Below are 22920 nucleotides of genomic sequence, written 5' to 3'. Positions count from 1 at the left end.
GAAAGGAAAAATCAAGTGAGAGAGATCGACAAGAAGAAGATAATCAAGGCCGTGACTATGATACTCGAGGCGGTCGGAGAGAACCCTAAACGCAAAGACCTGCAGGAGACCCCGCGCAGGGTAGCGGAGATGTACGGGGAGATATTCGCCGGGATAAGCCAGGACCCGGCCAAGGAACTCGAGGTCGTCCTCGACCAGAAACACGAGGAGATAATCCTCCTTAAGAATATTCCTCTTTATTCCGTGTGCGAACACCACCTGTTGCCGTTCCTCGGGAGGGCCCATATCGCCTATATCCCAAAAGAGGGCAGGGTGACTGGCTTAAGCAAGCTGGGCAGGGCGGTAGATATACTCGCCAAGAGGCCGCAGGTCCAGGAAAGGCTTACGACCCAGATCGCCGAGGTCATAATGCGCGAGCTCAAGCCCCGCGGATGCATGGTCGTGATAGAGGCCGAGCATCTCTGCATGTCGATGAGGGGTTTGAAGAAGCCCGGGATATCGACGGTCACGAGCGCGGTGAGGGGCGTATTCCGTTCGAACGAGAAGACGCGGTCCGAGACGCTCTCGCTCATAAAGTCGTGATTTTTTATTATCAAGCCCGGCAAAAATATAGTATAATAGACACCAGATATGAATAACTCAGTCTTCCTGGTCTTCCAGAACAAGGTCTTTTGGGCCACGCTCCTTGGCTGGGTGACCGCCCAAACCATCAAGATAGTCATAAACAGCATCAGGGAGAGGAAATTTAACTTCCGCTGGGTGGTGAGCACCGGCGGCATGCCCAGCGCCCACTCTTCAGGCGTGATGGCCCTGGCTACCGCCGTCGGCATCCAGCAGGGATTCGATTCGGCGCTTTTTGTCGCCGCTCTGGTCTTTGCTGTTGTCATCGCCTTCGATGCGCAGGGTGTCAGGCGCGCCACAGGCCAGCAGGCCGAGATCCTGAACAAGATAATGGATGACATCTACTGGCGCCGGAAGATACAGGAAAGCAGGCTCAAGGAACTCATCGGGCACACGCCTTTTGAAGTATTTGTAGGTTCGTTGATAGGGATAGTGATCGCCGCAATCATAATGCTTTAGAAAGGGAGACGCAGTAACATGAAGATAAAAGCTTTTTTGCCCGCGGTAGTGATCGCGGTAGTAGTGATAGGATTACTAGTAATATTCCTGCCCAAGATCCAGTTCGCACCTAAAGAGGGCGAGGCGTTGCTATCGCAGGCCGCGCTCTATGAGAAGGATAATAAGATCCCGGAGGCGAGGGATGCCTACAAAAAAGCATATGAGGAGTATCCGGACCCGGCGATAGTAAAAGTTGCGAAACCGAAAGCGGAAGAGCTCAGCATGAAGATACTCTTCTCGCCGATCGTGGACAGCGACAGCAGGGAATACACGGTCCAGGCCGGAGATACGCTGGGCAAGATAGCGAAGGTCTTCGGTACGACCGTCGACCTCATCAAGAAATCCAATAACCTTACCGGCGATAACATAAGGCTGGGGCAGAAATTAAAAGTAGTGACCTCGAAATTCAGCGTCGTCGTCGATAAATCGCAGAATATACTCATGCTCAAGCAGAACGATAACGTAATGAAGACTTACAAGGTTGCCACCGGCCTGAACAACTGCACGCCCGTAGGCACTTTCAAGATAACGACGAAACTGGTCGACCCGGTCTGGTATAAGACGGGCGCGGCCGTCCCTCCGGGAAGCCCGGAGAATATACTGGGGACGCGCTGGATGGGCATTTCCAAGGAAGGATACGGTATCCACGGCACGACCGACCCGTCCTCCCTCGGAAAACAGGCGACGGCCGGCTGCGTAAGGATGCTTAACAGCGAAGTCGAGGAACTTTACGGTATATTGCCGGAAGGCACAGAAGTCACGATAGTCGACTAAAGAGCCCATATGAACGGAATCGGCCTGGATTTCGAAAAACCCATACTTGAGCTTGAGCGCAAGATCGAAGAGCTCAAGAAATTCACCTCCTCGGAGAACATAGACCTCTCCACGGAGATAAAGAAACTCGAGGACAAGCTCGACAAGGTAAAAAAAGAGGTCTTCGAAGGGCTCACTCCCTGGCAGAGGGTCCAGATCGCCCGCCATCCCAAAAGGCCTTATACTTTAGATTACGTAGGGCTTATCATGACCGATTTTTCCGAGATACACGGGGACAGGGTCTTCGGCGATGACAAGGCCCTGATATGCGGCTTTGCGAAGATAGACGGGCAGAAGGTCATCGTCATGGGCCACCAGAAGGGCCGTGACACCAAAGAGAACCTGATGAGGAACTTCGGCTCCGCGCATCCGGAAGGGTACAGGAAGGCGATGAGGGTGATGAAGCTGGGCGAGAAGTTCAAGCTGCCCGTGATAGTCTTCATAGACACGCCCGGCGCTTATCCCGGCATCGGCGCGGAAGAGAGGGGACAAGCCGAGGCGATAGCTTTGAACCTCATGGAGATGGCGCGCATAAAGGTGCCGATCATATGTTTCATCATCGGCGAGGGCGGTTCAGGCGGCGCGTTGGGAATAGGCGTGGGTGACAGGATATGCGTCCTCGAGAACGCGTATTATTCCGTGATCTCGCCCGAAGGCTGCGCCGCAATACTCTGGAAGGACAGGGCAAGGGCCCCGGACGCGGCGAAGGCCTTAAAATTGACCGCGCAGGACCTTTTGGGGCTCGGGCTTATCGATGAAATAGTGCACGAACCTCTGGGCGGCGCCCACCGCGACCCGGCCATGACAGCGGCCGCGATAAAAGAAGCCGTAAAAAGATACCTTAAAGACCTTTCGGCACTGGCGCCGGCTGCTCTCATAGAAGCCAGATACGAAAAATACAGGAAGATAGGAGCGTTCTCAACGGAATGAAAGATCTCGTCTTCGAGATACCGAGCGATCCTAAATATATAAAACTCGCCTCAGCCAAACTGATCCGCGCGCTCAGGGAACTCAAGCTGGACAAGGAGACGCTCTTCGACATAAGGCTTTGCCTGGAAGAGGCGGTCATAAACGCCATAAAATACGGCAACAAGCTTGACGACAGGCTGCCGGTCGTTATCAGCTACGCGTTTTCCGGGGGGAAGCTCGAGATAACCGTCCGCGACCAGGGCGCAGGTTTCGATTACAAGGCCACGCCTGACCCGCGCTCCGACGCGAATATACTCAAGCACGGCGGCCGCGGCATCTTTTTGATAAATAACCTCATGGATGAGGTCATATATAATGATAGCGGAAACGAGATAAAGATGATAAAATTTATAAGCGGAGGTAAAGCCCATGGTAGTAAAAGATAGGAAGGTCGGAGACGCGGTCGTGCTGGAAGTGGAGGGCGAGATAAATTTCACCTCATCCCCGGATTTCAGGAAGGCCTTTATTAAGGTCCTGGATTCGAAGGCGCAGAAAGCCGTCATAAACCTAGCCGGAGTGGCTTATGTCGACTCGTCCGGACTGGCAACGCTCGTCGAGGCGCACCAGAAGATAAAGAGCATAGGCGGCAAGCTTAAGCTCGCCAGCCTCACCCCTAAGGTGAAGAGCCTGTTTGAAATAACAAAATTAGAGAAACTTTTCGAGATATACGCCACAGAAGAGGATGCCTTAAAGTCCGCTTAAAGAGGATGAAGGCTCTATGAACATTTTGCAAGCTATAGGCAGGGCTACCCTGAGCGCGGGCACGGCGATATGGGACGTGTTCGCGTTGTTTTTTAATACCCTATACTGGCTGTTATTCGCGCCTTTTATAGGCAAATTTATCGGAAGGCGGTACATCTTCCAACAGATGGTCTTCGCAGGCGTACAGTCCATCCTGATAGTATTTTTTGTCACGTTGTTCATAGGAATAGTCCTCGCGATGCAGGGCGCGTACCAGCTGGATAAGCTCGGCGCGGTGAGGTTCGTGGCGGCCCTTATCAGCGTCTCGATGTGCCGTGAGATGGGGCCGGTGCTGATAGCGCTCGTGGTCGCAGGGAGAGTCGGTTCCGCGATAGCGGCGGAACTAGGCACCATGAAAGTAACCGAGCAGATAGAGGCGCTCGAGACGATGGCCCTCAACCCGGTAAGGTTTTTGGTCGTGCCGAGATTTTTAGCCCTCCTCATCATGCTTCCCGCCCTTACGATAATGGGAGACCTGGTAGGGATGTTCGGAGGGTATCTGGTCGGCGTCTATAACCTCAAGATAAGCCCGGGCCTTTATATAAAGACAAATTTTGAATTCCTCGTGGCGAAGGATGTGATGACCGGCCTTTTAAAGAGCGTCGTCTTCGCCGTAATCATATCGATGATCGGATGCTATCAGGGCCTTAATACGAAAGGCGGCGCCGAGGGCGTCGGGCGCTCTACCACCCTTAGCGTCGTTATAAGTTTTATACTCATAATACTGGCTGACGCAATATTGACCGGTATATTCTATTTCGCGAACGTGTAAAACGGCGGATAATATGGAAACTGTCATAAAGATAGAGAACCTCGTGAAAGCGTTCGACGGGCGCCGCGTCCTGGAGAACATAAATCTCGAGGTTTATAAGGGCGAAACGATCGTCATCGTAGGCGGGTCCGGCTGCGGGAAATCAACCCTCTTGCGCCATATAATAGGGCAGTTAAGACCCGATGCCGGGAAGATCCATCTCTTCGGGGAGGATATTACCCGCCTGAAGGAAAGCCAGATGGATCGGCTGAAAAAACGCTTCGGCATGCTCTTTCAGTCGGCCGCTCTGTTCGATTCGCTTACCGTCGAGGAGAACATCGCGCTCCCGCTCAGGGAGCACACCAAGCTCGACGAGCACATCATAAAGATCATGGTAAAGATGAAGCTCAACCAGGTAGGCCTCCGCGGCTTCGGCCATCTTATGCCGTCGCAGCTTTCAGGAGGCATGAGGAAGCGCGTCGGACTCGCCCGCGCTGTGGCCCTCGACCCGGAGATAATCTTCTATGACGAGCCGTCGGCCGGCCTCGACCCTGTCGTGACCGCGGTCGTCGATAAACTGATAGTCGACCTCGCCGGCGCGCTGTCGATCACTTCGGTCGTGGTCACCCATGACATGAATTCCGTCTTTAGGATAGCCGACAGGATAGTGATGTTATATAAAGGCAAGGTCCTGCAGATAGGGACTAAAGACGAGATAAGGAATTCCAAGAACGAATATATACAGCAGTTCATAAACGGGACCATAGAAGGCCCGATGCGGTTCTTCGCGCCGGATGAGGGATACCTCGAGGAATTGACAAAATAATGGTTCGCTTGGCTCACCATAAAAAGGAGCAATGACATGGCTAAATTCAATAACGAGATAAAGACCGGGATAGTCGTCGTAGCCGCGGTATTGGTGTTTATGTATATCTCCGCGATGATGGGGGGCGGGAAGAAGGTTATCGGGGGCTACGACCTTAATGTCATGTTCAGTTACGTAAACGGCCTCGAAGACAAGGCGCCGGTAAAACTGGCGGGCGTCAACGTAGGAGAGGTGAAGAAGGTCGCGCATATCTATGATAATGATGAGACCAAAGTGCTTGTCCAGCTCACCCTTAACGACGGGACCAGGGTCAGGGAAGATTCAAAGATAATGATAAGCACGACCGGGCTGATAGGGGAGAAATACATCGAGATAACCGGCGGGAAAAAAGGTTCGCCAGTCGTCGAAAAAGGCAAGACATTGACAGGGGTAGACCCGTTCGTTATGGAAGAGCTCATAGCTAAAGTGGATTCCGCGGTGCAGGATTTGCAGAAACTTATGGGCGATGCCGACACCGTCCTCGTAGAGAATAAGGACGATATCAGGGCTACGATAATGAATCTCAAGGATTCATCCGCGAACCTCAAGGACTCTTCCGAGAACTTAAAGGAATTCAGCGACGAAGTGAAGCGGAATCCCTGGAAGCTTCTCATGAAAGGCAAGGAAGTCCCGCCAAAGTCCGGTCCCAAGAAGTAATAACAGAAGAGGAAGGATATGAGGCTTAAATTTCCGGTATATTTTTTGTTGTTCGGTTTCCTGTTCTTTAGCCCCTTGTCCCTTTGCGCCAAGGAGCTGGAAAGGGAAGCGAGGGTGATCTTCGCCAAAGGCGACGCGAAAGTCCAGAGGGCCGGCAAGGCCGAATGGATCTCCGCGAAAAAAGGCATGCTTCTAGCCGACGGCGATACCGCCAAGACAGGAAAGGGCGCGGCCATAGAGATCTCTTTTGATAGCGAGAACAAGAACCTGGTCAGGCTTGAGGAGAGCTCGACGCTTGTCCTGCGCGGAAGGATGCTTAAACAGATAGAGCTGCCCCAGGGCAGGATACGTTCGCTGGTCAAAAAGCTTGATAAAGGGACTTCCTTTGAGATAAAAACACCCACCATCATCGCCGGGGCAAGGGGAAGCGGATGGGATGTCTCCGCTTCCGAAAAAAGGGATAACGTCAAGGCCTTTGAGGATGAGATATTCGTCCAGGCTTACGACCAGGACGGTAAATTAATAAAAGAGATCCTGGTCAGGGAAGGGTGGGAGGTGATGATAGACAGGTTCCAGGCGCCCGGCGAACTCATTGAGCTGGCGGATAGGGACAAACAGGATTGGAACTCATGGCGCGACGACCTGAACGACCGCCTGCAGGCCGGCGGCGAAAAAGAAATAGACAGGTCCGGCGAATTTAATGATATCCAGGCGATAGAAGCGGCGACCGAAAAACGGGACGATTTTAAGCAGGACCTCCGGGAAACGGAAGACAAAAATATAATAAACGACAGGATCCGGCAGGAGGGGACGGTTGGAAGAGGAGGCGGCGGTCAAGTCGGAGGCCCGCATTATTAACATATCCGTAATGCCGCATAGGGAGATAATGAATAAATTGTCACTGTTTCTTTTCGCGCTGTTTATAGTATTGATATTCTCTTTTCCTGTAAACGCGGCTGACATAAAAGAAGAACAGACGACCGAAAAATACCTCGGAAAGTCAGAGGAGAAGGCCTACAAGAAGGTTGAGGCCGTAAAAGAAGGGCAGAGATACCGGACGAAATTGTTGGCCGCGGCGATCCAGGGATACGATAATAACGTCTTCCTTGACCCGCGCAGGGCCCAGGACACATTTTCAGAGGCCATCGTCGACGCCGGCGTCTCATATCCGTTAAGCGGCAGGTGGGATGTCACCGGCGGGATATCGGCGCATAACATAACTTACTGGAAGGAGACCGACGCCAACCTTACGGACGTGGACTTAAAATTCGGTTTCGACGGGAAACTCCCGGGCGGCATGACGCTTACGGCCTACAATGACGTCGAATTGGTCGAATACCAGGCGAACGCCGACGGCAATTACCTCGGCGACAAGGTCGGGCTGGTGCTGAAACAGAAGCTGCCGAATAATTTCTTCCATTCGTTCAATTACGAGTATTTCTACAGGCATTATTCCGACATGAGGACGCTCGACGCCTCGGGCATGATATCCGACCGTAAGAGGCAGGACAGCAGGAACACCGTCTATTACGACCTGGGTGTCTATTTGAAAAAGACGATGTTCAAGGTCTTCGGCGAATATTACTACAACGACTCCAACGACAATTTCCTCGATTATTACGATTATCAATCCCTGAGGCTCGGATCTTCGATGATATACCTCCTGACCGGCAAGATGAGCGCCTCTTTTTCATATTACAGGCAATTCAGGAATTATTCGGGCAGGACTATCCCGGGAGACGCTACTCAAGCGGAGAAAGACAGGACCTGGGTTTCATCCGCGTCGCTTTTTTACGACATTTACAAGAATGCGACTTTAGGCCTCAGCTATTCATACAGGCAAAACCTCTCTAATAACCCTACCCAGAAATACTCCGGCTCCATCACCTCCCTGGGACTTTATTGCAGGTTCTAGCGTAACTTCTTTTCCCGCCTTCCGAAAATATTTCAAAAATAATTGAAAGAATTTGCCCAAAACTTACGTCTATATAGCTGAAAGGAGGGCATGCAGATGCTCAATTTCAGCGTAAAGAGGCTGTACAGGTTCGACGGAGAAGGCTCGCTCAAGGCGTTCGCGGACGTCGCCATCGGCGAGGAGTTCCTGGTGAAGGGGTTCCGGGTGGTGGAGGGTAAGAACGGATTATTCGTATCCGGCCCCCAGCAGGCCGGTAACGACGGCAAATGGTACCCTACGGCCTACCCGTTAAATGACGAAGCCAAGAAAGAGATCGATAAGGTCGTGATGGAAGCCTTTGGAAGTGGGGAATAAGGAATTGGGGGACCTCGGCGAGACGCACGCGGCGAGGTCCCTCGCCTTAAGAGGCTACAGCATAATCGCGCGGAAGTTCCGCTGCAGGTTCGGGGAGATAGATATAATCGCGATGGACCGGGGAACGCTCGTATTTATTGAGGTCCGCTCCAGGTCGGATGACGGGTACGGGCTTCCGTACGAGACGATAAACCATACCAAGAGACAGCATATAAGGCGGGTCGCGACCGTTTTTCAGATGAAATATGGTCTTTTGGACCATGATTCAAGATTTGATTGTGTTTCGGTGATCTTCGACAAAAAGGGCAACATAAAGGATACTGAAATCATAAAGGACGCATTCTGGAGCTAAAATGCTTGCGAAAATAGAAAGCAGGACAGTGCTGGGGATAGAAGCGAAGAAAGTTGATGTAGAGGTGGATACCAGCGGAGGCCTGCCGGGTTTTACGATAGTCGGCCTCCCGGATACCGCGGTCAGGGAAAGCAGGGACAGGGTCGTCTCGGCGATAAAAAATTCCGGTTTTAAATTGCATCCGAAAAAGATAACGATAAACCTGGCGCCGGCGGATCTGCGGAAAGAAGGGGCTTCTTTTGACCTGGCCATAGCGTTGGGCTTGCTCGTCTCCGCCGGGGACCTGGAGCAGGGCCATGTGGACGGAAAAGTATTTTGCGGGGAGCTATCGCTTGACGGCGGGCTGAGGCCGATAAACGGCGCCCTGCCTATCGCGATAGGTATTTCGGAGAACGGGGGGAATGATTTTATCCTGCCGTCGGAAAACGCCAGGGAGGCGGCCATCGTCAGCGGGATCTCGGTCTTTTCGGCGAAGGACCTCGGCGAAGTGGTGAATTTCCTGAAGGGCAACGCGAAGATCGAACCGTTGAAAGTCGATCTTGCCGGGGCGCCGAAGCCGTCCGGCGGTTCTGATATAGATTTCAGCGACGTAAAAGGGCAATGGCACGTAAAGCGCGGCCTCGAGGTCGCGGCCGCCGGCGGCCACAACGTCCTTATGATCGGCCCGCCCGGCTCCGGCAAGACGATGCTCGCCCAGCGGCTGGTAACCATATTGCCGGGGCTATCCTTCGGGGAGATGCTCGAGACGACAAAGATCCACAGCGTCTCGGGGCTGCTCGACAGCAGGAACTTCCTGGTCTCGCGGCGCCCGTTCCGCATGCCGCACCATACGGTCTCATATGCCGGCCTTGTCGGGGGAGGCAAGGTTTTAAAGCCCGGGGAGATAAGCCTCGCGCATAACGGCGTGCTATTTTTGGACGAGCTCCCGGAATTCCATCGCGACGCTTTGGAGGCTTTGCGCCAGCCGCTTGAAGGAGGGACGATCACCGTTTCGAGGGCCGCGTATAATTTCAGTTACCCGGCCAAATTCATGCTCGTCGCCGCGATGAACCCGTGCCCGTGCGGATATTTTACCGACCCGAAGAAGGAATGCCACTGCGCCGCCGGCGATCCAACGTTACCTTTCTAAGGTCTCGGGCCCGCTATTGGACAGGATAGATATACATCTCGAGGTCCCGTCATTGAGATATAAGGAGCTCTCCAATAAGAGCAGGGGCGAGAGTTCGGCGGATATAAAAGAGAGGGTGGATAAGGCGAGGAAGATGCAGGGGGAAAGGTATAAAGGGCTGAATATATTCTGTAACGCCCATCTCTCCCCGAAACACCTCGAGCAATTCTGCCGAATAGATAAAGAAGCGGCGGAACTTTTGAAGCTGGCGATCCTGGAGCTAGGCCTGAGCGCGAGGGGCTATGATAAGGTGCTCAAGATCGCGAGGACGGTAGCCGACCTCGCGGGAACAGAGACGATATCTGCAGAACATATCTCCGAGGCGATAAATTACAGGAGCTTGGACAGGAATCTGGGGTTTTGAAAAAGTCGAGGTTGTTATACGTGTTTGCCGAAATCCGAGACCTTCGGTTTCGCCAGTTTTTCAAAATCCGCGTATTTCATCTTCACCGTATCGGTGTGAGTCCCGCCGTTGAATACGATCTCCACATCTTCCTTAAGCATCTTGTCGGCGCAGGTCTCGAGGCCGAAGAGGTTCCCGAACGGCGGCATCGAGCCGGGCTTGTAATCCGGGATGACCTTCTTGATATCCTTTTCAGTGGCGATCTTTATGGACTTGCACTTCAGGACGGCCTTGAGCTTCTTCGCGTCGATGAGGTGTATCGCGGGCAGGACAGCGAGGACGAACCTGTCGCCGGCTTTTACCAGCACCGATTTTACGACCTGTTTACCCGGCACTTCCTGCGCGGCCGCTATCTCCTGGGCGGTGTAGGCGAGTTTGTGCTTTAGCGCCTTGTATTTGACCTTGTTCGAGTCCAGGTATTTCTTTAACTTCGCCGCTATCGCCATCTCCATGCCTCCTTTCATTCAGGTTGGATCAAATGGTGCCGAAGGAGAGATTTGAACTCTCAAGACCTTACGGTCACTGCGCCCTGAACGCAGCGCGTATGCCAGTTCCGCCACTTCGGCCCGTCTAATTCTTATCGAACCACATCTTGTCGCGGTATTCCTTGACCATCCTGCAGGTGTTGAAGTAATGGCTTTGTATCATACAGTTTATCATAATATCGATCCATTTGGAACCCGCATTGGCGTTGCCGTCCCGGTTTGTCTCGTAATAGAGTTTTACCAGCCTCTCCAGCGCGTTATAGAGCTCGCCGGAATCGGCGTCAAGGCGAAGGTCAAGTTCATTGCCTATCGGCTCGCCTGTCTTGTGCCGGTACCCGAATATCTCGCCCATGCCCGCGTCCTCGGCCTCCACGACCCACCCGTCGAGCGTGGAGAGCTGGACGACCCCGTTTAGTATAGCCTTCATCCCGCTCGTGCCGGAGGCCTCGAACGGGGGAAGGGGATTATTAAGCCAGACATCGACCGAGTTACTGAGGATCTTCCCGAAAAATATGTCATAATTCTCGAGCATTATTATCCTGATGGACGAGCCCTGTGTCCCCAGCGCGTCTATCGTGTTCATTATGTTGTTTATGAATGTCCCGACGAGGTTGTCGTTGGGATGCGCCTTCCCGGCGATGACCACCTGGATAGGGCCGACCCTGTTCGCTATATCGACCAGGCGCCGGGGATCCTGGAATATCAGGCTCGGCCTCTTGTAAGCGGCTATCCTTCGCGCCCAGCATACCGTAAAGACGTTCTCCCTGATGTCCCAGTTCTCGAATATCGACTGCAGGTTGCGCTTGTTCTCCTGGTGAGCTTTCCATAGATCAAGCCTGAACTCGTTATTGTTCCTGAGTTTCTCGAGGTCGGCAGGTTCCGCGTGCCCGGAGGCGCATTGGCCGATATCGTTCCCGTATTTTTTCAACAGGTCGGAGAAACTGCCGGATATCCACGTCGGGATGTGGATGCCGTTGGTTATCGTTTGTATCTTGTCCGCATGCTGCGGGAATTGCAGCCGGGTCACCTCGCCGTGTTTTTTCGCGACCGCGTTCACATGGTCGCAGCAATTAAGGAGGAGCTGCGTGAAGTTCGCGGTGTCATCTCCCTCGAGGCCGTGATTTCTTATGAAATCGACATTCTCCAGGGGAAGGATCTTCTCAAGCTCTTTTATCGGGAAACGGTCATGGCCGGCCGCGACCGGCGTATGGCATGTGTAAATAAAATCTTTTTCGAGCGAGGCCAGGCCGTCTTTTTGCAGCGCGTCCGCCTTCTGGACGAGCGCGAGAGCCGCGTGCCCCTCATTTAGGTGGTATTTCCTTATCGAATAGCCGAGAGCCTCGAGCGCTTTTATCCCGCCTATCCCGAGTATCACGCGCTGAACGATCTTTATGTAGGAATTATCGCTCCTGTAGAGCTGGTCGGTGAGCGTCCTGAATTCCGGGTTATTTCCCTCGACGTCGGAATCAAGGAGGGTAAGCGGTATGACGTGTTTCTTGTCGAAACTGTATACGTAATATTTCCAGAGCCGGAGCAGCAGGTCGCCGCCGCTTAGCGGTATCTTAATGACCGTATCGAGGGGGATGAGGCCCGGGTACGAATACGGGTCCCAATTGAGCTCCTCAGGCACCTGCCCGTCCTTGTACCAGAAGTTCTGCTTGAAATACCCCTTGCGCCAGAGTATACCGATCGCCGCCAGGGATACGTTTAAGTCCGCCGAGGATTTGAGCGTATCTCCGGCTAGGACGCCGAGGCCGCCGCTGTAGATAGGCAGGTCCATTATCCTGTGGTCCACCTTGAAACTGAAGTAATAATCCCGTATCCTCATATTCGAAAATATGTTCTGCCTGGGCAGGATATTGGATTCCGAAACGGGTTTCGCCGGGATAAATGTATTGTAGATGCTGGTCCCGAGGCCGTATTCCATCGAGAGATAGGCCACCGACGGTTCTTCCGCGGAGAGGAGCCTCTTCTCCGCCTCGACAATGCTCCGCAGGGGGAAGCCGAAGTAGTTTTCAGCGGTTATATCTTTCGAATATAACTCCTCGAACCGGTGGACTTTGACAAGATCTAGGAATTCTTTAAGGTAGTCTTCCATGGTTTTCTTTAAAACTTAATAGATTATACCGATAATCGGGGCGTTTTTCAATGGAAAATGCGAACATCCCACCTCAGTGGGGCGCGGAGACCCCCCGGCGGCCCCATTGCTTTATCAGCTTCGATATGATATATTATTACCACAAAATGGCAGACGAGACAGTTGCCACAAATAGGGAAGCCCGTCATAATTACCACATCCTCGAGACCTTCGAGGCGGGTATAGCCCTTCAGGGCGCGGAGGTAAAGTCCCTGAGGGACAAGAAGGCAAACCTGAAGGACAGTTTTGCCAGGATAGACGATGACGAGCTTTTTCTCTATAATATGCACATATCGCCGTATCCTCAGGCCGGCAGGTTCGCGCCCGACCCTAAGAGGCGGCGCAAGCTATTGATGCATAAGCCCCAGATAAACAAGCTTCAGGGGGATCTGGCCCAGAAAGGCCTTACTCTTGTCCCGCTGAAGATATATTTCAAGAAGGGCATGGCCAAGGCAGAGATCGCCCTGGTGAAGGGCAAAAAGCTCTATGACAGGCGTGACGATATCAAGAAACGCGACTCCGACAGGGATCTGCGTCGGGAGTTTAGAGGAAAGTGAGGGGGCGAAAGGCTTCGACTTAAGAAGCAAGTTAAGGGTTGCGTGCCGAGGGTGTCAGGTGGCCTCGTTAAAACCTGGCAACAAAGTTAAACGCGAATGAACTCGCGCTAGCTGCTTAATTAAGCAGCATGTCCTCCGGTTTTGCCTGCGAAGCCGGGTCGGACACCGCAGCAGGCTGGTCCCATTCCTTTCGCCTTTAAGAAATGGGACAAGAAGATCAAAAGGCTAGTCTTTCCGGCAGCGGGCCTGCTCGCGCGGCCGTGAAGGGCGAATGACAAAACGCAGGAAACGCACGTAGGAGCTCTTATCGAGTGACTTAAGGACCGGGGTTCGAATCCCCGCGCCTCCACCATTTAAGGGGAGAATGATAACGAGAAGGCTGTTCCTGGTGATTTTCGCGGCGCTTCTTCTTTTTACCGCGGGATGCGCGACCGCCCCGAGGATGGGAGAGATACGGGGCGCGCTTTCATCGCAGGCCGTGAAGATCGACGGCAAGAGTTATATCCCGCTGACGCTCATCGCCGGATACTACCAGGCCAGGTGCGAATGGGACCCGGTGGCGAGAAGGGCCGACCTAATCAAGGAAAACAAGATATTCGCTTTTTATGTCGGCATGGACTACGCCGCTATAAACGGAAAGCCGGAAAGATTAAGCTCCCCGGTGGTTTTTTATGAGGGTTCGGCCGCGATACCCGCCGATTTTGCCATCAATTCGATAGCTAGAGTGCTCAGCCCTCCGCGGATCACCGGCCCCAGGCCGCCGGTCACACAGAAATACCTGGTAAGGAAGGTTGTTATCGATGCGGGCCACGGCGGCAATGATCCCGGGGCGGTAGGCCGGACCGGATTAAAAGAAAAAGACCTCGTCCTCGATGTAGCCAGGCGCGTAAAAGAACAGCTCAACGAGAACGGCGTCGATGTGGTAATGACCCGCGACAGGGACAGGTTTATCCCGCTGGAAAAGAGGTCGCAGATAGCCAACGAGAACAACGTAGATTTCTTTGTCAGTATCCATGCCAATTCGGCGAGACTGAAAGGCGCGAAGGGGTTCGAGGTATATTACCTGTCGACCGCGGTCGATGACAACGCCCGCGCCGTGGAGGCCGCAGAAAATTCTTTCCTGAAATTTGACGATTCCTCTTTCCAGCGCCGCAATACAGACCTCGAGGCGACGCTCTGGGACCTCGTATATACCGAGAACAGGGAAGAATCGATAGAGCTAGCCCGGAATATCTCGAAATCCGTGGACGCGTCTACCTCCCTTTATTGCCGCGGCGTCAAGAGCGCGAGGTTCTATGTATTAAAGGGCGCGCAGATGCCGGCCGTGCTGGTCGAGATCGGTTTTATATCCAATCCCGCGGAAGAAAAAGACCTTAAGAGCGCCTCGTGCAGGGAGGATGTAGCATCGGCGATAGCGAAAGGGATACTCAATTACAAGAAGATCTATGAATCTACCGACGGATTTACCAAATGAGAGATAAGCCTATAGGGGTCTTTGACTCGGGTGTAGGCGGGCTCACCGTCGTCAAGCAACTGGCGAAAGAGATGCCTGCCGAGGATATCATCTATTTCGGCGACACCGCGCGCGTCCCTTACGGCACGAAATCCCCGTCGACGATAAAGAAATTTTCGATAGAGAACGTCCTCTTCCTGCTGAATTTCGACGTGAAGCTTATTATCATCGCCTGCAACACTTCGTCCGCGATAGGATTGCCTTTCCTCTCCAAATATTTCAGCGTGCCGATAATCGGCGTCATCAAGCCCGGCGCGAAGGCGGCGATACGCTCGACCAGGAACGGCCGGGTGGGCGTAATAGGGACGACGGCTACGGTCCTGAGCAAGGCCTATGAGAAGGAGATAAATGCCCTCGACCCGAAGATCAAAGTTTACAGCAAGGACTGCCCTCTATTCGTCCCGCTCGTCGAAGAGGGTTGGGCCGGCGACGGCATAGTCGACATAGCGGCGGGGAAATATCTCTCCGGGCTCAAAGAAAAGAAGATAGATACGGTGATCCTCGGCTGCACGCATTACCCTCTCCTGAAACCCGCCATACAAAAGGTGATGGGTAAGGCGGTAAAACTTGTGGATTCGGCCGAGGAGACCGCCATAGAGGCGAGGAACTTGCTTGAGGAGTGCGGGTTGAAATACCCGGGCCGGAGGGCGGGACGTTCCAGATTTTATGTAAGCGACGCGCCGGGTAAGTTCCTGACCGTCGCGAAAAGGTTCCTCGGCACGGACGTCAAGACAGCGGAGCAGGTGAAGGATGTTTGAGGTATCGGTAAAAGGGAGTTTCAGCGGCGCGCACAGGCTGAAGGGCTACCGCGGCAAATGCGAGGCCCTCCACGGCCACAATTGGGACGTCGAGGTTTTCGCGGCGACGAAAAAACTGGACCACGGCGGCCTGGCGATAGATTTCAGGACCCTTAGGAATAAATTGAACGCCGTCCTGGATTCGCTCGACCACCGCGACTTGAACGGCATAATATTCTTTAAAAAAGGCAATCCCTCCGCGGAGAATATCGCGAAGTATATATACGATAATTTAAAGAAGGCGCTTAAGGGCGATAAGGTCTCGCTGAGGCGCGTGAGCGTCTGGGAGACGAGGGATTCCTGCGCCACGTATTTTGAATGAAGAATCGCACGCGCAGGACAAGGAAGGCGGTGGTATTGCTGTCGGGCGGGTTGGATTCCGCGACTACGCTTTATTACGCGAAGAGCAAGGGATACGATTGCAAGTGCCTGGTCTTTGATTACGGACAGCGCCATAAAAAAGAGATCGAAAGCGCGAAGAAGATCGCCGGATCCTGCGGCGCGGATTACGAGATCATAAAGATCGCTTTGCCGTGGAAAGGGAGCGCCCTCCTTGACAGGCGCATAGCCGTGCCAAAGAGCGGAAGGCATCCGGCAAAAGGGATACCGGCCACTTATGTGCCGGCAAGGAACACGGTATTTCTGAGTTTCGCGGTTTCCTGCGCCGAGGCGACAGGCGCGACCGCGATATTTATCGGCGCGAACGCGGTCGATTTCAGCGGGTATCCCGATTGCAGGCCCGGATATTATAAAGTTTTCAATAAATTGATTAAGCGCGGAACAAAAGCCGGCGCCAAGATAAAGATATTTACGCCGCTCATAGGCATGGCAAAAGCGCGGATCATCAGGTTGGGGACGAAATTGGGCGTGCCGTACGAATATACGTGGTCGTGCTACGCCGGAGGCAAGGGCCCTTGCCTTACGTGTGATTCGTGCATCATAAGGGAAAAAGGTTTCAGGGAGGCCAAGATAAAAGACCCCTCGAAAAAGAGATGAAAATAATATTCAAACAACCTACTGCGAAAGTGACCGAAGTCTTCCTCTCTATCCAGGGCGAGGGTGTCTATGCCGGAGAGGACCATGTCTTCGTCCGTTTCCACGGCTGCAACCTGCGCTGCGCGTTTTGCGATACGCCACAGCCGGAAGCGCCCGAAGAGTCTTCGATAAGGGCTGTCGTCGATAAGGTATTCGACGCGGATAAAGGTAAAAAAGCGAAGGCTGTCACGATAACGGGAGGTGAACCTTTACTTCACACGCAATTCCTGAAAGTCCTCCTGCCGGCGCTAAAGGAAAGGGGATATAAGATACACCTCGATACGAACGGGACCCTCCCGGATAAGGCGAAGGAAGTGATAGGCCTTGTCGATGTCATCGCCATGGATATCAAACTGCCGTCCTCGACGAAGAACAGGCATTTTTGGGAAGAGCACTTCGAATTCCTGAAAGCGGCTAAAGAGAAAGAAGTTTTTATCAAGATGGTCGTCACGAACGAGACCCACGACGCCGATGTCGAAAAGGCTATCGCGTTGATAGAGAGCATCGACAGGAATATACCGCTTATATTCCAGCCGGCCTCTGCCTTCGGGGAGTTCAAGGGCGTCCCTGAAAACGCCAAACTTCTCGATTGGCAGAAGAAGGCGCTGGCGAAACTGAAGGACGTGAGGATAATACCGCAACTCCATAAGATCAAGGGTGTAAAATGAAAAAGATAAATGTCAAAAAAATAAAGTCCGCGGTCGCGAAGCTCGCGGTCGAGGCAAACCTCATCCTGCGCGGGGATATTGTCCGCGCCATAAGGAAAGCATACCTGGCCGAAAAAGACCGGAAGGCCAAAAATATCCTTAAAATACTCCTCTCCAACGCCGCGATAGCGAAATATGAAAGAATAGCGATCTGCCAGGATACCGGGATGGCAGTCGTATTTATAGAGATAGGACAGGGCGTCAGCCTTACGGGCGGCAGTCTTTCCGGAGCGGTCAATGACGGTATCCGCGAAGGATACAAAAAAGGCCACCTGCGCAAATCTGTTGTCGCCGACCCTATCCTGAGGGTCAATACAAGGGATAACGCGCCTGCGGTCATACACGAGGAGATAGTCCCGGGGAACAAAGTAAGGATAACCGTCGTACCCAAAGGGTTCGGCAGCGAGAACAAGACCGCCGTCAAGATGCTCAACCCTACCCAGGGCGCGGATGAGATCGGGGCGTTCGTGATCGAATCGGTAAAGAAAGCCGGCGCCGACGCATGCCCGCCGTATATTATAGGCGTGGGCCTCGGCGGCACCCTTGATAAGGCATGCCTTTTGTCTAAAAAAGCGCTGATGCGCCCTATAGATAAACGGAGCGCAAAACGCCATATCGCGGGGTTGGAAAAGGAATTATTTAAGAAGATAAACGCCTTAAAGATCGGCCCGATGGGGTTCGGCGGCGGGGCCACCTGCCTGGGCGTCAATATAGAGACATATCCGACCCATATAGCCGGCCTTCCGGTCTGCGTAAGCATATCCTGCCACGCGACGAGGAGCGCGACAGCCACACTTTAGAATGATACGCTCTATCCAGTTACCTCTTAAAGACGACGTAATAAAAACTCTCAGGGCAGGCGATGAGGTGTTGCTGAACGGCCCTGTCTATACCGCCCGCGACCAGGCGCATTTCAGGCTGGTAGGGGCATACGCGAAAAAGAAGATGCCGTTGGACCTCAGGGGCCAGGTGATCTATTACGCGGGGCCCACTCCCGCGCGCCCGGGGAAAGCCGTAGGCTCATGCGGCCCGACCACTTCAAGCAGGATGGATTTCTTTACGCCGCACCTCTTGAAGGCCGGGCTTAAGGGAATGATAGGAAAAGGTTCGCGTTCCGAGGATGTCAGGCGCGCGATAAAGAGGCATAAGGCGGTCTATTTTATCACTATCGCCGGCGCCGGCGCGTATCTTTCCAAAATGATAATAGACGCGAAGCCGGTCTTGTATAAAGACCTGGGCGCGGAGGCTGTTTACGAATTGAAGTTAAAAGATTTTCCCGCTATCGTCGGGATAGACGCAATGGGAAAGGAAATATAGAATGATAAAAAGAGCGGACGGGCGCGGCGCGGAATTCTTAAGGAAGGTGAATGTCACGCGCAATTATATGAAATTCGCCGAAGGGTCGTGCCTTATGGAATTGGGCGAGACGAAGGTCATCTGCTCCGCCTCGGTCGAAGAGAATGTCCCGATGTTCCTTAAGGGCAAGGGGACGGGCTGGGTGACTTCCGAATACGGTATGCTTCCCCGTTCGTGCCAGCAGAGGGTGCAGAGGGAAGCGGTCCGGGGCGCGATAGGCGGAAGGACGCACGAAATACAGCGCCTGGTCGGGCGTTCGCTCAGGGCCGTGGTCGACCTCCCGGTATTAGGGGAAAGGTCGGTCTGGATAGATTGCGACGTCATCCAGGCGGACGGCGGCACGCGTTGCGCCTCGATAACCGGAAGTTTCATCGCGCTTGCCGACGCGTTATCATGGATGAAGAAGAAGGGCATGATAACGAAGATCCCGGTGCTCGATTACGTGGCCGCGACAAGCGTAGGCATGATAAAAGGCGAGCCGGTCCTCGACCTGACTTTCCAGGAGGACTCGAACGCCGATGTCGACATGAATATCGTCATGACCGGCGGGGGGAAGTTCATCGAGGTCCAGGGAACGGCCGAGGGCGAACCTTTTGACGGCGAAGAGCTGCATAAATTGCTCGAACTCGCCAAGAAGGGCATAGGCCAGCTTATCGACATACAGAAGAAGACATTGGGTATTTAAGTGTTCGAGATAGTCATATCATCAAGGAATAAAGAAAAGAAGCGTGAGCTCAAAGCCCTCCTTAAAGGCCTCGGCATAAAAGTCCTCGACCTGAACGATTTTCCCGGTGCCCCGAAGGTAAAAGAGACGGGAAAGACTTTCGAGGCGAACGCCAGGCTCAAAGCCCTTAAGATAGCGAAATACACAAAACGGTTGGTTATGGCCGATGATTCGGGCCTTGCCGTCAAAGCGCTCGGCGGAAGGCCGGGCGTCCGTTCCGCTAGGTTCGCGGGAAATAAAGCCGACTATGAAGGTAATAACCGGAAACTGTTAAGGCTTCTTGAGAGTGTGCCGGGGAATAAGAGGGGAGCTAAATTCGTTTCTGTGGTCGCGATCGCCGGGCCTGACGGCATTAAAGGTATAGTCAGGGGAGAATGCTCCGGCAGGATAACTTTTGAACCCAAGGGCGCAAACGGCTTCGGCTACGACCCGGTATTCTTTTCGCCGGAATTCAAGAAGACTTTCGCGGAACTTTCCGCTTCACAGAAGAATTCTATAAGCCACCGCGGCCGCGCGTTAAAGAAAGCGCGGACCATCATTCGTTCCCTCCGAAGATCCCGTTCTTGATGTTATTGAAAAGTTTGTTTTGGAATATCCTGTCAAAGCTAGGCGCGTTGGTCTTGAACTTCGGGTCTTTTGTCGTCCCGTTCAGTGTTATGATGCCGAGATAATTGCCTTCTTTATCTATTAAGAAGTCGCGGAACGGCCCGAGGGGAGAAGCTATCTGAAGAAGGCCTTTGTCGAAAGTCACGGTGGTCTGGAAATCGAGGTTGCCGTCGAAATCCACCGTGCCGTTGCCTGTCAGTTTCATCTGCTCGGAGACCATCTGGGTATCTTCCGTATATACTTTTTTGTTCGCGATACTAAAGGTCCCGCGCGCTTCGCCGAAGGCTATATTGCTTACCCCGGGTATATAAAGGATATTCGCTATCCCGGAGAATACCGGCAATTCCCAGAAATGCCCGTCTTTTATCTCGAACTTTCCTTTGCCTTTCAGAGTCTCCAGGTTGCTCCCGAACCCGCCCAAATCGGCGTTCGCCGAAAAACGCCCCTGCAGTTTTTTATCTTTCATATCGGTATCATCCTTCCACCTGCTGATATCGATATCCCGCACCGCGACCTGCACGACATACTGGGGATTCTGCTGGCTGAAATCGATGACCGCGTTAGCGGCTAATGCGCCGTCATACGGGTTGGCGGTGACGCGGGGGAAAGTCAGGAACTTATCCTTGAATTTGGCCTCGAGATGGCAACCGGCTAATTTAAATTTCTTGATGTTGACCTGCGGGGAATCGGCAATCAGGTCGGCCTGCCAGGTATCCTGGGACTTTTGCTTGCCTTTAAATACGAATTTCAATGTAAGGTCCCCGCCGACCTCGCTCTTTGTGAGCATCTCCGCCTGCTGCGGCGCCAGGAATTTTTTCAGCTCCTCAACGGTCGTGTTAAGGCTGCCGCGGAGGTCCAGAGAAGGGTCTTTGAAATCCGATATGGAGCCGAAAACCGCCAGGTCTACGGCGCTTGATTTCCCTTCAAATTTATTAAGCAGGAGGTCCCACGTCTCCTGTTTCCTTGCCTTTCCTTTGAACTCAAAAGAGGAAGAGAGGGATGTGGCGGGATTGAGTTTATTGAGGAATTCCGCGCTCTCCTTCGGGAGATGCCGGGATATCTCGCCAATCCTCGTCACGACCGTTCCCTTTACGCTGACGGCAGGATCCTTGAAATTAGCGTAAGACCCGGAGAGGTTGAAGACCGTATCCTTGTACCGTCCGTCGAATTTTCCGAACGTCACGGAATCTTCCATGTACTTGAACGCCGTCCTCAGCTTAAGGTCATCCGAGGAGAGCGAGAGGTCGCACGCCGGCGCCTTGAAGCCCGTTACCTCTCCGCTTAAAAGGTATTTTTTGTCGTCAAAGAACGCCGAGATATCTTTCAGCGCCAGCGAGTCCTGTTTCACGACGAGCTTCCCGTTTATCGATTTGACGGGCTTATCCAGGAAAGCCGTTTTTACGCCGCAATCCAAAAGTTCGGAAGTAACGATGTAGGCGAGGGGGACCTTATCCTGCTGTTTCAGCATGCCGCTGACGTTAAGCGAGAGCTTGCTTATCCCGCTGAATGTGTAACCCTTAAGTTTTTCCTTCATATCCGGCGCAAGCAGTTCGTTGAGCCGCGCGAGGTCGAGGTCGGTCTTTGCGGTCAGGTCCAGGCGGGGATTGCTATAGTCCTTTACCGTCCCGGAGAATACGCAGTCGAAACCCTTTGCGAGCCCCTTAAGCAGGTCTGTCCAGAGTTTCGTCTCGTCGAAGTATATTTTTCCGTTTATCCTGTCTATTGCGCCGAAGACCGGCACTCCGGCGATCTTCGTGTCGCGCAGCTGCGTGTCGGCCGTATATTTCAGGGGAACGGTCTTGTCCTTAAGGTCGAACGAGAATTTGCCGTTCGCGTCGACGTCGCCTTTTACCGAGAAATCTTTCGATACGAGCTCGACCACGGCCAGTTTAGCGGCGGCGTTTATGACGCATGGCATCTTTGCTCCGGCCTTGTCCTTTAGGTCTAAAATTATCTTTCCGCTCAGGTCGATGGCGCCTTTCGCGGTGTAATCCTCGCGGCCGAAGACCAGCCCGGTGACCGACGAGACAGTCGCGACCGTCAGGCTTTTCTCATGGGAATAGGAAGCGCTGATGTTCCCGCTCAGGTTCCCGGCCAGGGCCTTGAACGGCAGATCCGTGTAATACGGCTGGAATTCCGCAAGCGGTATGTCCTTAAGCTTAAGATTGAGTGTCGCGCTTTTTTTGAAGGGATCGAATTGCCCGTCGGCCGAAAAGAAATTAGCCTGTTTTATGTCAAGCCCGGAGTTTAACCTGTATTTGATCTTAAGCGGGTACGAGAGAGATACCTGGAGATCCGTATCCTTCAATTCTTTCCTGAAAGCCGGTACGGCGGCGAGGTCCTCGAGCGCTATCCGCGCGTTGGATATGATGACGCTGTTGACGATGGTGGTCATATCTCCGCCCCCGGATTTAGGCTGGTTAAGGAAGGCGAGCGACTGGAAGTTCCACTTGTCCCGATCGTCTACGGTGAGGGCTATTTTCGGCGAGTCGATCCTTACCGACGAGATCACCAGCTTCTTCTCATGGAGAAGGGGGATATAGAGGATATTCAGGTAAAGCTTTCCGACCTCCAGGAACTTCCTTTTATATTTCGGTTCGTCGGAGATCGCCAGGTTCCTCAGGACGATGCCCCTGAACGGGTTGTAATAGACGCTCTCAAGCGTGACCTCGCGGCCGGTCGCCTTTGTGAGGTACTCGATAATGAGCGACTTACCCTTCGTGGGCATGATATTCTCGTTGACATACCAAAGCCCGATAGAGCCCAGGATGACGAACAATATGAATAAGAAGAATATCTTCCGTAAAAAGGGGATACCCCTGCGTTTCGGTTGTTCCTGCATGGCATATATTCTATATTAAAAGGGTTTGACTTTGCAAGCGCGAATTGGTAAAAT

Annotated in this window: 26 protein-coding genes, 1 tRNA gene, 1 other RNA gene and 1 pseudogene; 25 read left to right on the top strand and 4 right to left on the bottom strand. The window is 53.1% G+C overall.

The features are described from left to right. Positions 1-15: 15 nt before the first annotated feature. From folE to WC317_00285, 14 genes and pseudogenes are all read left to right on the top strand, one after another. The gene (folE, locus tag WC317_00350) at positions 16-582 is read left to right on the top strand and encodes a GTP cyclohydrolase I FolE (GenBank protein ID MFA5338582.1); all 567 of its coding nucleotides are present in this window, start codon (positions 16-18) and stop codon (positions 580-582) included. Between the two features lie 48 nt (positions 583-630). Next, the gene (locus WC317_00345) at positions 631-1080 is read left to right on the top strand and encodes a divergent PAP2 family protein (protein ID MFA5338581.1); all 450 of its coding nucleotides are present in this window, start codon (positions 631-633) and stop codon (positions 1078-1080) included. Positions 1081-1098: 18 nt separating this feature from the next. Continuing rightward, positions 1099-1893 carry a L,D-transpeptidase family protein gene (locus WC317_00340; protein MFA5338580.1) on the top strand — a complete coding sequence of 265 codons (795 nt, stop codon included), beginning with the start codon at positions 1099-1101 and terminating at the stop codon, positions 1891-1893. A 9-nt stretch (positions 1894-1902) separates the two neighbouring features. After that, entirely contained in the window at positions 1903-2862 is a 960-nt protein-coding gene (locus tag WC317_00335; GenBank protein ID MFA5338579.1) for an acetyl-CoA carboxylase carboxyltransferase subunit alpha, read from the top strand. Beyond that, entirely contained in the window at positions 2859-3287 is a 429-nt protein-coding gene (locus WC317_00330; GenBank protein MFA5338578.1) for an ATP-binding protein, read from the top strand. Before WC317_00335 ends, WC317_00330 begins: the two co-directional genes overlap by 4 nt. Continuing rightward, positions 3271-3603 (top strand): STAS domain-containing protein, encoded by a 333-nt coding sequence (locus WC317_00325; protein ID MFA5338577.1) that lies wholly within the window; start codon positions 3271-3273, stop codon positions 3601-3603. Before WC317_00330 ends, WC317_00325 begins: the two co-directional genes overlap by 17 nt. A 16-nt stretch (positions 3604-3619) precedes the next feature. After that, positions 3620-4414, top strand: a complete 795-nt coding sequence (locus tag WC317_00320; GenBank protein MFA5338576.1) for an ABC transporter permease — start codon at positions 3620-3622, stop codon at positions 4412-4414. Positions 4415-4427: 13 nt separating this feature from the next. After that, positions 4428-5219: an ABC transporter ATP-binding protein gene (locus WC317_00315; protein ID MFA5338575.1), complete on the top strand. Its 792-nt coding sequence runs from the start codon at positions 4428-4430 to the stop codon at positions 5217-5219. 36 nt (positions 5220-5255) lie between these two features. Further along, positions 5256-5915, top strand: coding sequence for an MlaD family protein (locus tag WC317_00310; protein ID MFA5338574.1), 660 nt, complete (start codon positions 5256-5258; stop codon positions 5913-5915). Positions 5916-5933: 18 nt separating this feature from the next. Further along, entirely contained in the window at positions 5934-6773 is an 840-nt protein-coding gene (locus WC317_00305) for a FecR family protein (GenBank protein MFA5338573.1), read from the top strand. Further along, a complete protein-coding gene (locus WC317_00300; protein ID MFA5338572.1) occupies positions 6730-7830 on the top strand; it encodes a hypothetical protein in 1101 nt (366 codons plus the stop codon). The genes WC317_00305 and WC317_00300 overlap by 44 nt, the downstream gene beginning before the upstream one ends. Positions 7831-7920: 90 nt before the next feature. Then, positions 7921-8184 (top strand): SpoVG family protein, encoded by a 264-nt coding sequence (locus tag WC317_00295; GenBank protein MFA5338571.1) that lies wholly within the window; start codon positions 7921-7923, stop codon positions 8182-8184. After that, entirely contained in the window at positions 8174-8536 is a 363-nt protein-coding gene (locus WC317_00290) for a YraN family protein (protein ID MFA5338570.1), read from the top strand. Before WC317_00295 ends, WC317_00290 begins: the two co-directional genes overlap by 11 nt. Before the next feature lies 1 nt (position 8537). Further along, positions 8538-10068 (top strand): annotated as a pseudogene (locus WC317_00285) (YifB family Mg chelatase-like AAA ATPase). A 14-nt stretch (positions 10069-10082) separates the two neighbouring features. Here WC317_00285 and WC317_00280 read toward each other — a convergent pair. The 3 genes from WC317_00280 to glgP all read right to left on the bottom strand — a co-directional run bounded on the left by WC317_00280 (position 10083) and on the right by glgP (position 12690). After that, positions 10083-10553, bottom strand: a complete 471-nt coding sequence (locus tag WC317_00280; protein ID MFA5338569.1) for a YbaK/EbsC family protein — start codon at positions 10551-10553, stop codon at positions 10083-10085. Between the two features lie 33 nt (positions 10554-10586). Then, positions 10587-10673: transfer RNA gene (locus WC317_00275), tRNA-Leu, on the bottom strand. A gap of 4 nt (positions 10674-10677) precedes the next feature. After that, positions 10678-12690: an alpha-glucan family phosphorylase gene (glgP, locus tag WC317_00270; GenBank protein MFA5338568.1), complete on the bottom strand. Its 2013-nt coding sequence runs from the start codon at positions 12688-12690 to the stop codon at positions 10678-10680. 146 nt (positions 12691-12836) lie between these two features. On the opposite strand from glgP, the gene smpB reads away from it, so the two are divergent. The 11 genes from smpB to WC317_00215 all read left to right on the top strand — a co-directional run bounded on the left by smpB (position 12837) and on the right by WC317_00215 (position 19985). Next, a complete protein-coding gene (smpB, locus tag WC317_00265) occupies positions 12837-13286 on the top strand; it encodes an SsrA-binding protein SmpB (GenBank protein ID MFA5338567.1) in 450 nt (149 codons plus the stop codon). After that, positions 13287-13638: a transfer-messenger RNA gene (gene ssrA / locus WC317_00260) on the top strand. 12 nt (positions 13639-13650) lie between these two features. Beyond that, complete coding sequence (locus WC317_00255) at positions 13651-14760, top strand: N-acetylmuramoyl-L-alanine amidase (GenBank protein ID MFA5338566.1); 1110 nt, start codon at positions 13651-13653, stop codon at positions 14758-14760. After that, the gene (gene murI, locus WC317_00250) at positions 14757-15557 is read left to right on the top strand and encodes a glutamate racemase (GenBank protein MFA5338565.1); all 801 of its coding nucleotides are present in this window, start codon (positions 14757-14759) and stop codon (positions 15555-15557) included. Before WC317_00255 ends, murI begins: the two co-directional genes overlap by 4 nt. Then, positions 15550-15918, top strand: a complete 369-nt coding sequence (locus WC317_00245) for a 6-carboxytetrahydropterin synthase (GenBank protein MFA5338564.1) — start codon at positions 15550-15552, stop codon at positions 15916-15918. Before murI ends, WC317_00245 begins: the two co-directional genes overlap by 8 nt. Continuing rightward, positions 15915-16592, top strand: coding sequence for a 7-cyano-7-deazaguanine synthase QueC (queC, locus tag WC317_00240; GenBank protein ID MFA5338563.1), 678 nt, complete (start codon positions 15915-15917; stop codon positions 16590-16592). The genes WC317_00245 and queC overlap by 4 nt, the downstream gene beginning before the upstream one ends. Continuing rightward, positions 16589-17299 (top strand): 7-carboxy-7-deazaguanine synthase QueE, encoded by a 711-nt coding sequence (locus tag WC317_00235; protein ID MFA5338562.1) that lies wholly within the window; start codon positions 16589-16591, stop codon positions 17297-17299. The genes queC and WC317_00235 overlap by 4 nt, the downstream gene beginning before the upstream one ends. Continuing rightward, a complete protein-coding gene (locus WC317_00230; GenBank protein ID MFA5338561.1) occupies positions 17296-18138 on the top strand; it encodes a fumarate hydratase in 843 nt (280 codons plus the stop codon). The genes WC317_00235 and WC317_00230 overlap by 4 nt, the downstream gene beginning before the upstream one ends. A 1-nt stretch (position 18139) precedes the next feature. Continuing rightward, positions 18140-18655 carry a FumA C-terminus/TtdB family hydratase beta subunit gene (locus WC317_00225; GenBank protein MFA5338560.1) on the top strand — a complete coding sequence of 172 codons (516 nt, stop codon included), beginning with the start codon at positions 18140-18142 and terminating at the stop codon, positions 18653-18655. Between the two features lies 1 nt (position 18656). Next, positions 18657-19379 carry a ribonuclease PH gene (gene rph, locus WC317_00220; protein ID MFA5338559.1) on the top strand — a complete coding sequence of 241 codons (723 nt, stop codon included), beginning with the start codon at positions 18657-18659 and terminating at the stop codon, positions 19377-19379. Next, entirely contained in the window at positions 19380-19985 is a 606-nt protein-coding gene (locus WC317_00215; GenBank protein ID MFA5338558.1) for an XTP/dITP diphosphatase, read from the top strand. Here WC317_00215 and WC317_00210 read toward each other — a convergent pair. Beyond that, positions 19954-22866: an AsmA-like C-terminal region-containing protein gene (locus tag WC317_00210; GenBank protein ID MFA5338557.1), complete on the bottom strand. Its 2913-nt coding sequence runs from the start codon at positions 22864-22866 to the stop codon at positions 19954-19956. The two genes, WC317_00215 and WC317_00210, sit on opposite strands and share 32 nt — an antisense overlap. Positions 22867-22920: the final 54 nt, after the last annotated feature.

This window comes from Candidatus Omnitrophota bacterium, assembly GCA_041653595.1.
Classification (GTDB): domain Bacteria; phylum Omnitrophota; class Gorgyraeia; order Pluralincolimonadales; family Pluralincolimonadaceae; genus Pluralincolimonas.
The sequence above is the reverse complement of the archived record's forward strand: the minus strand, read 5'-3'. Positions and strand labels throughout refer to the sequence as shown.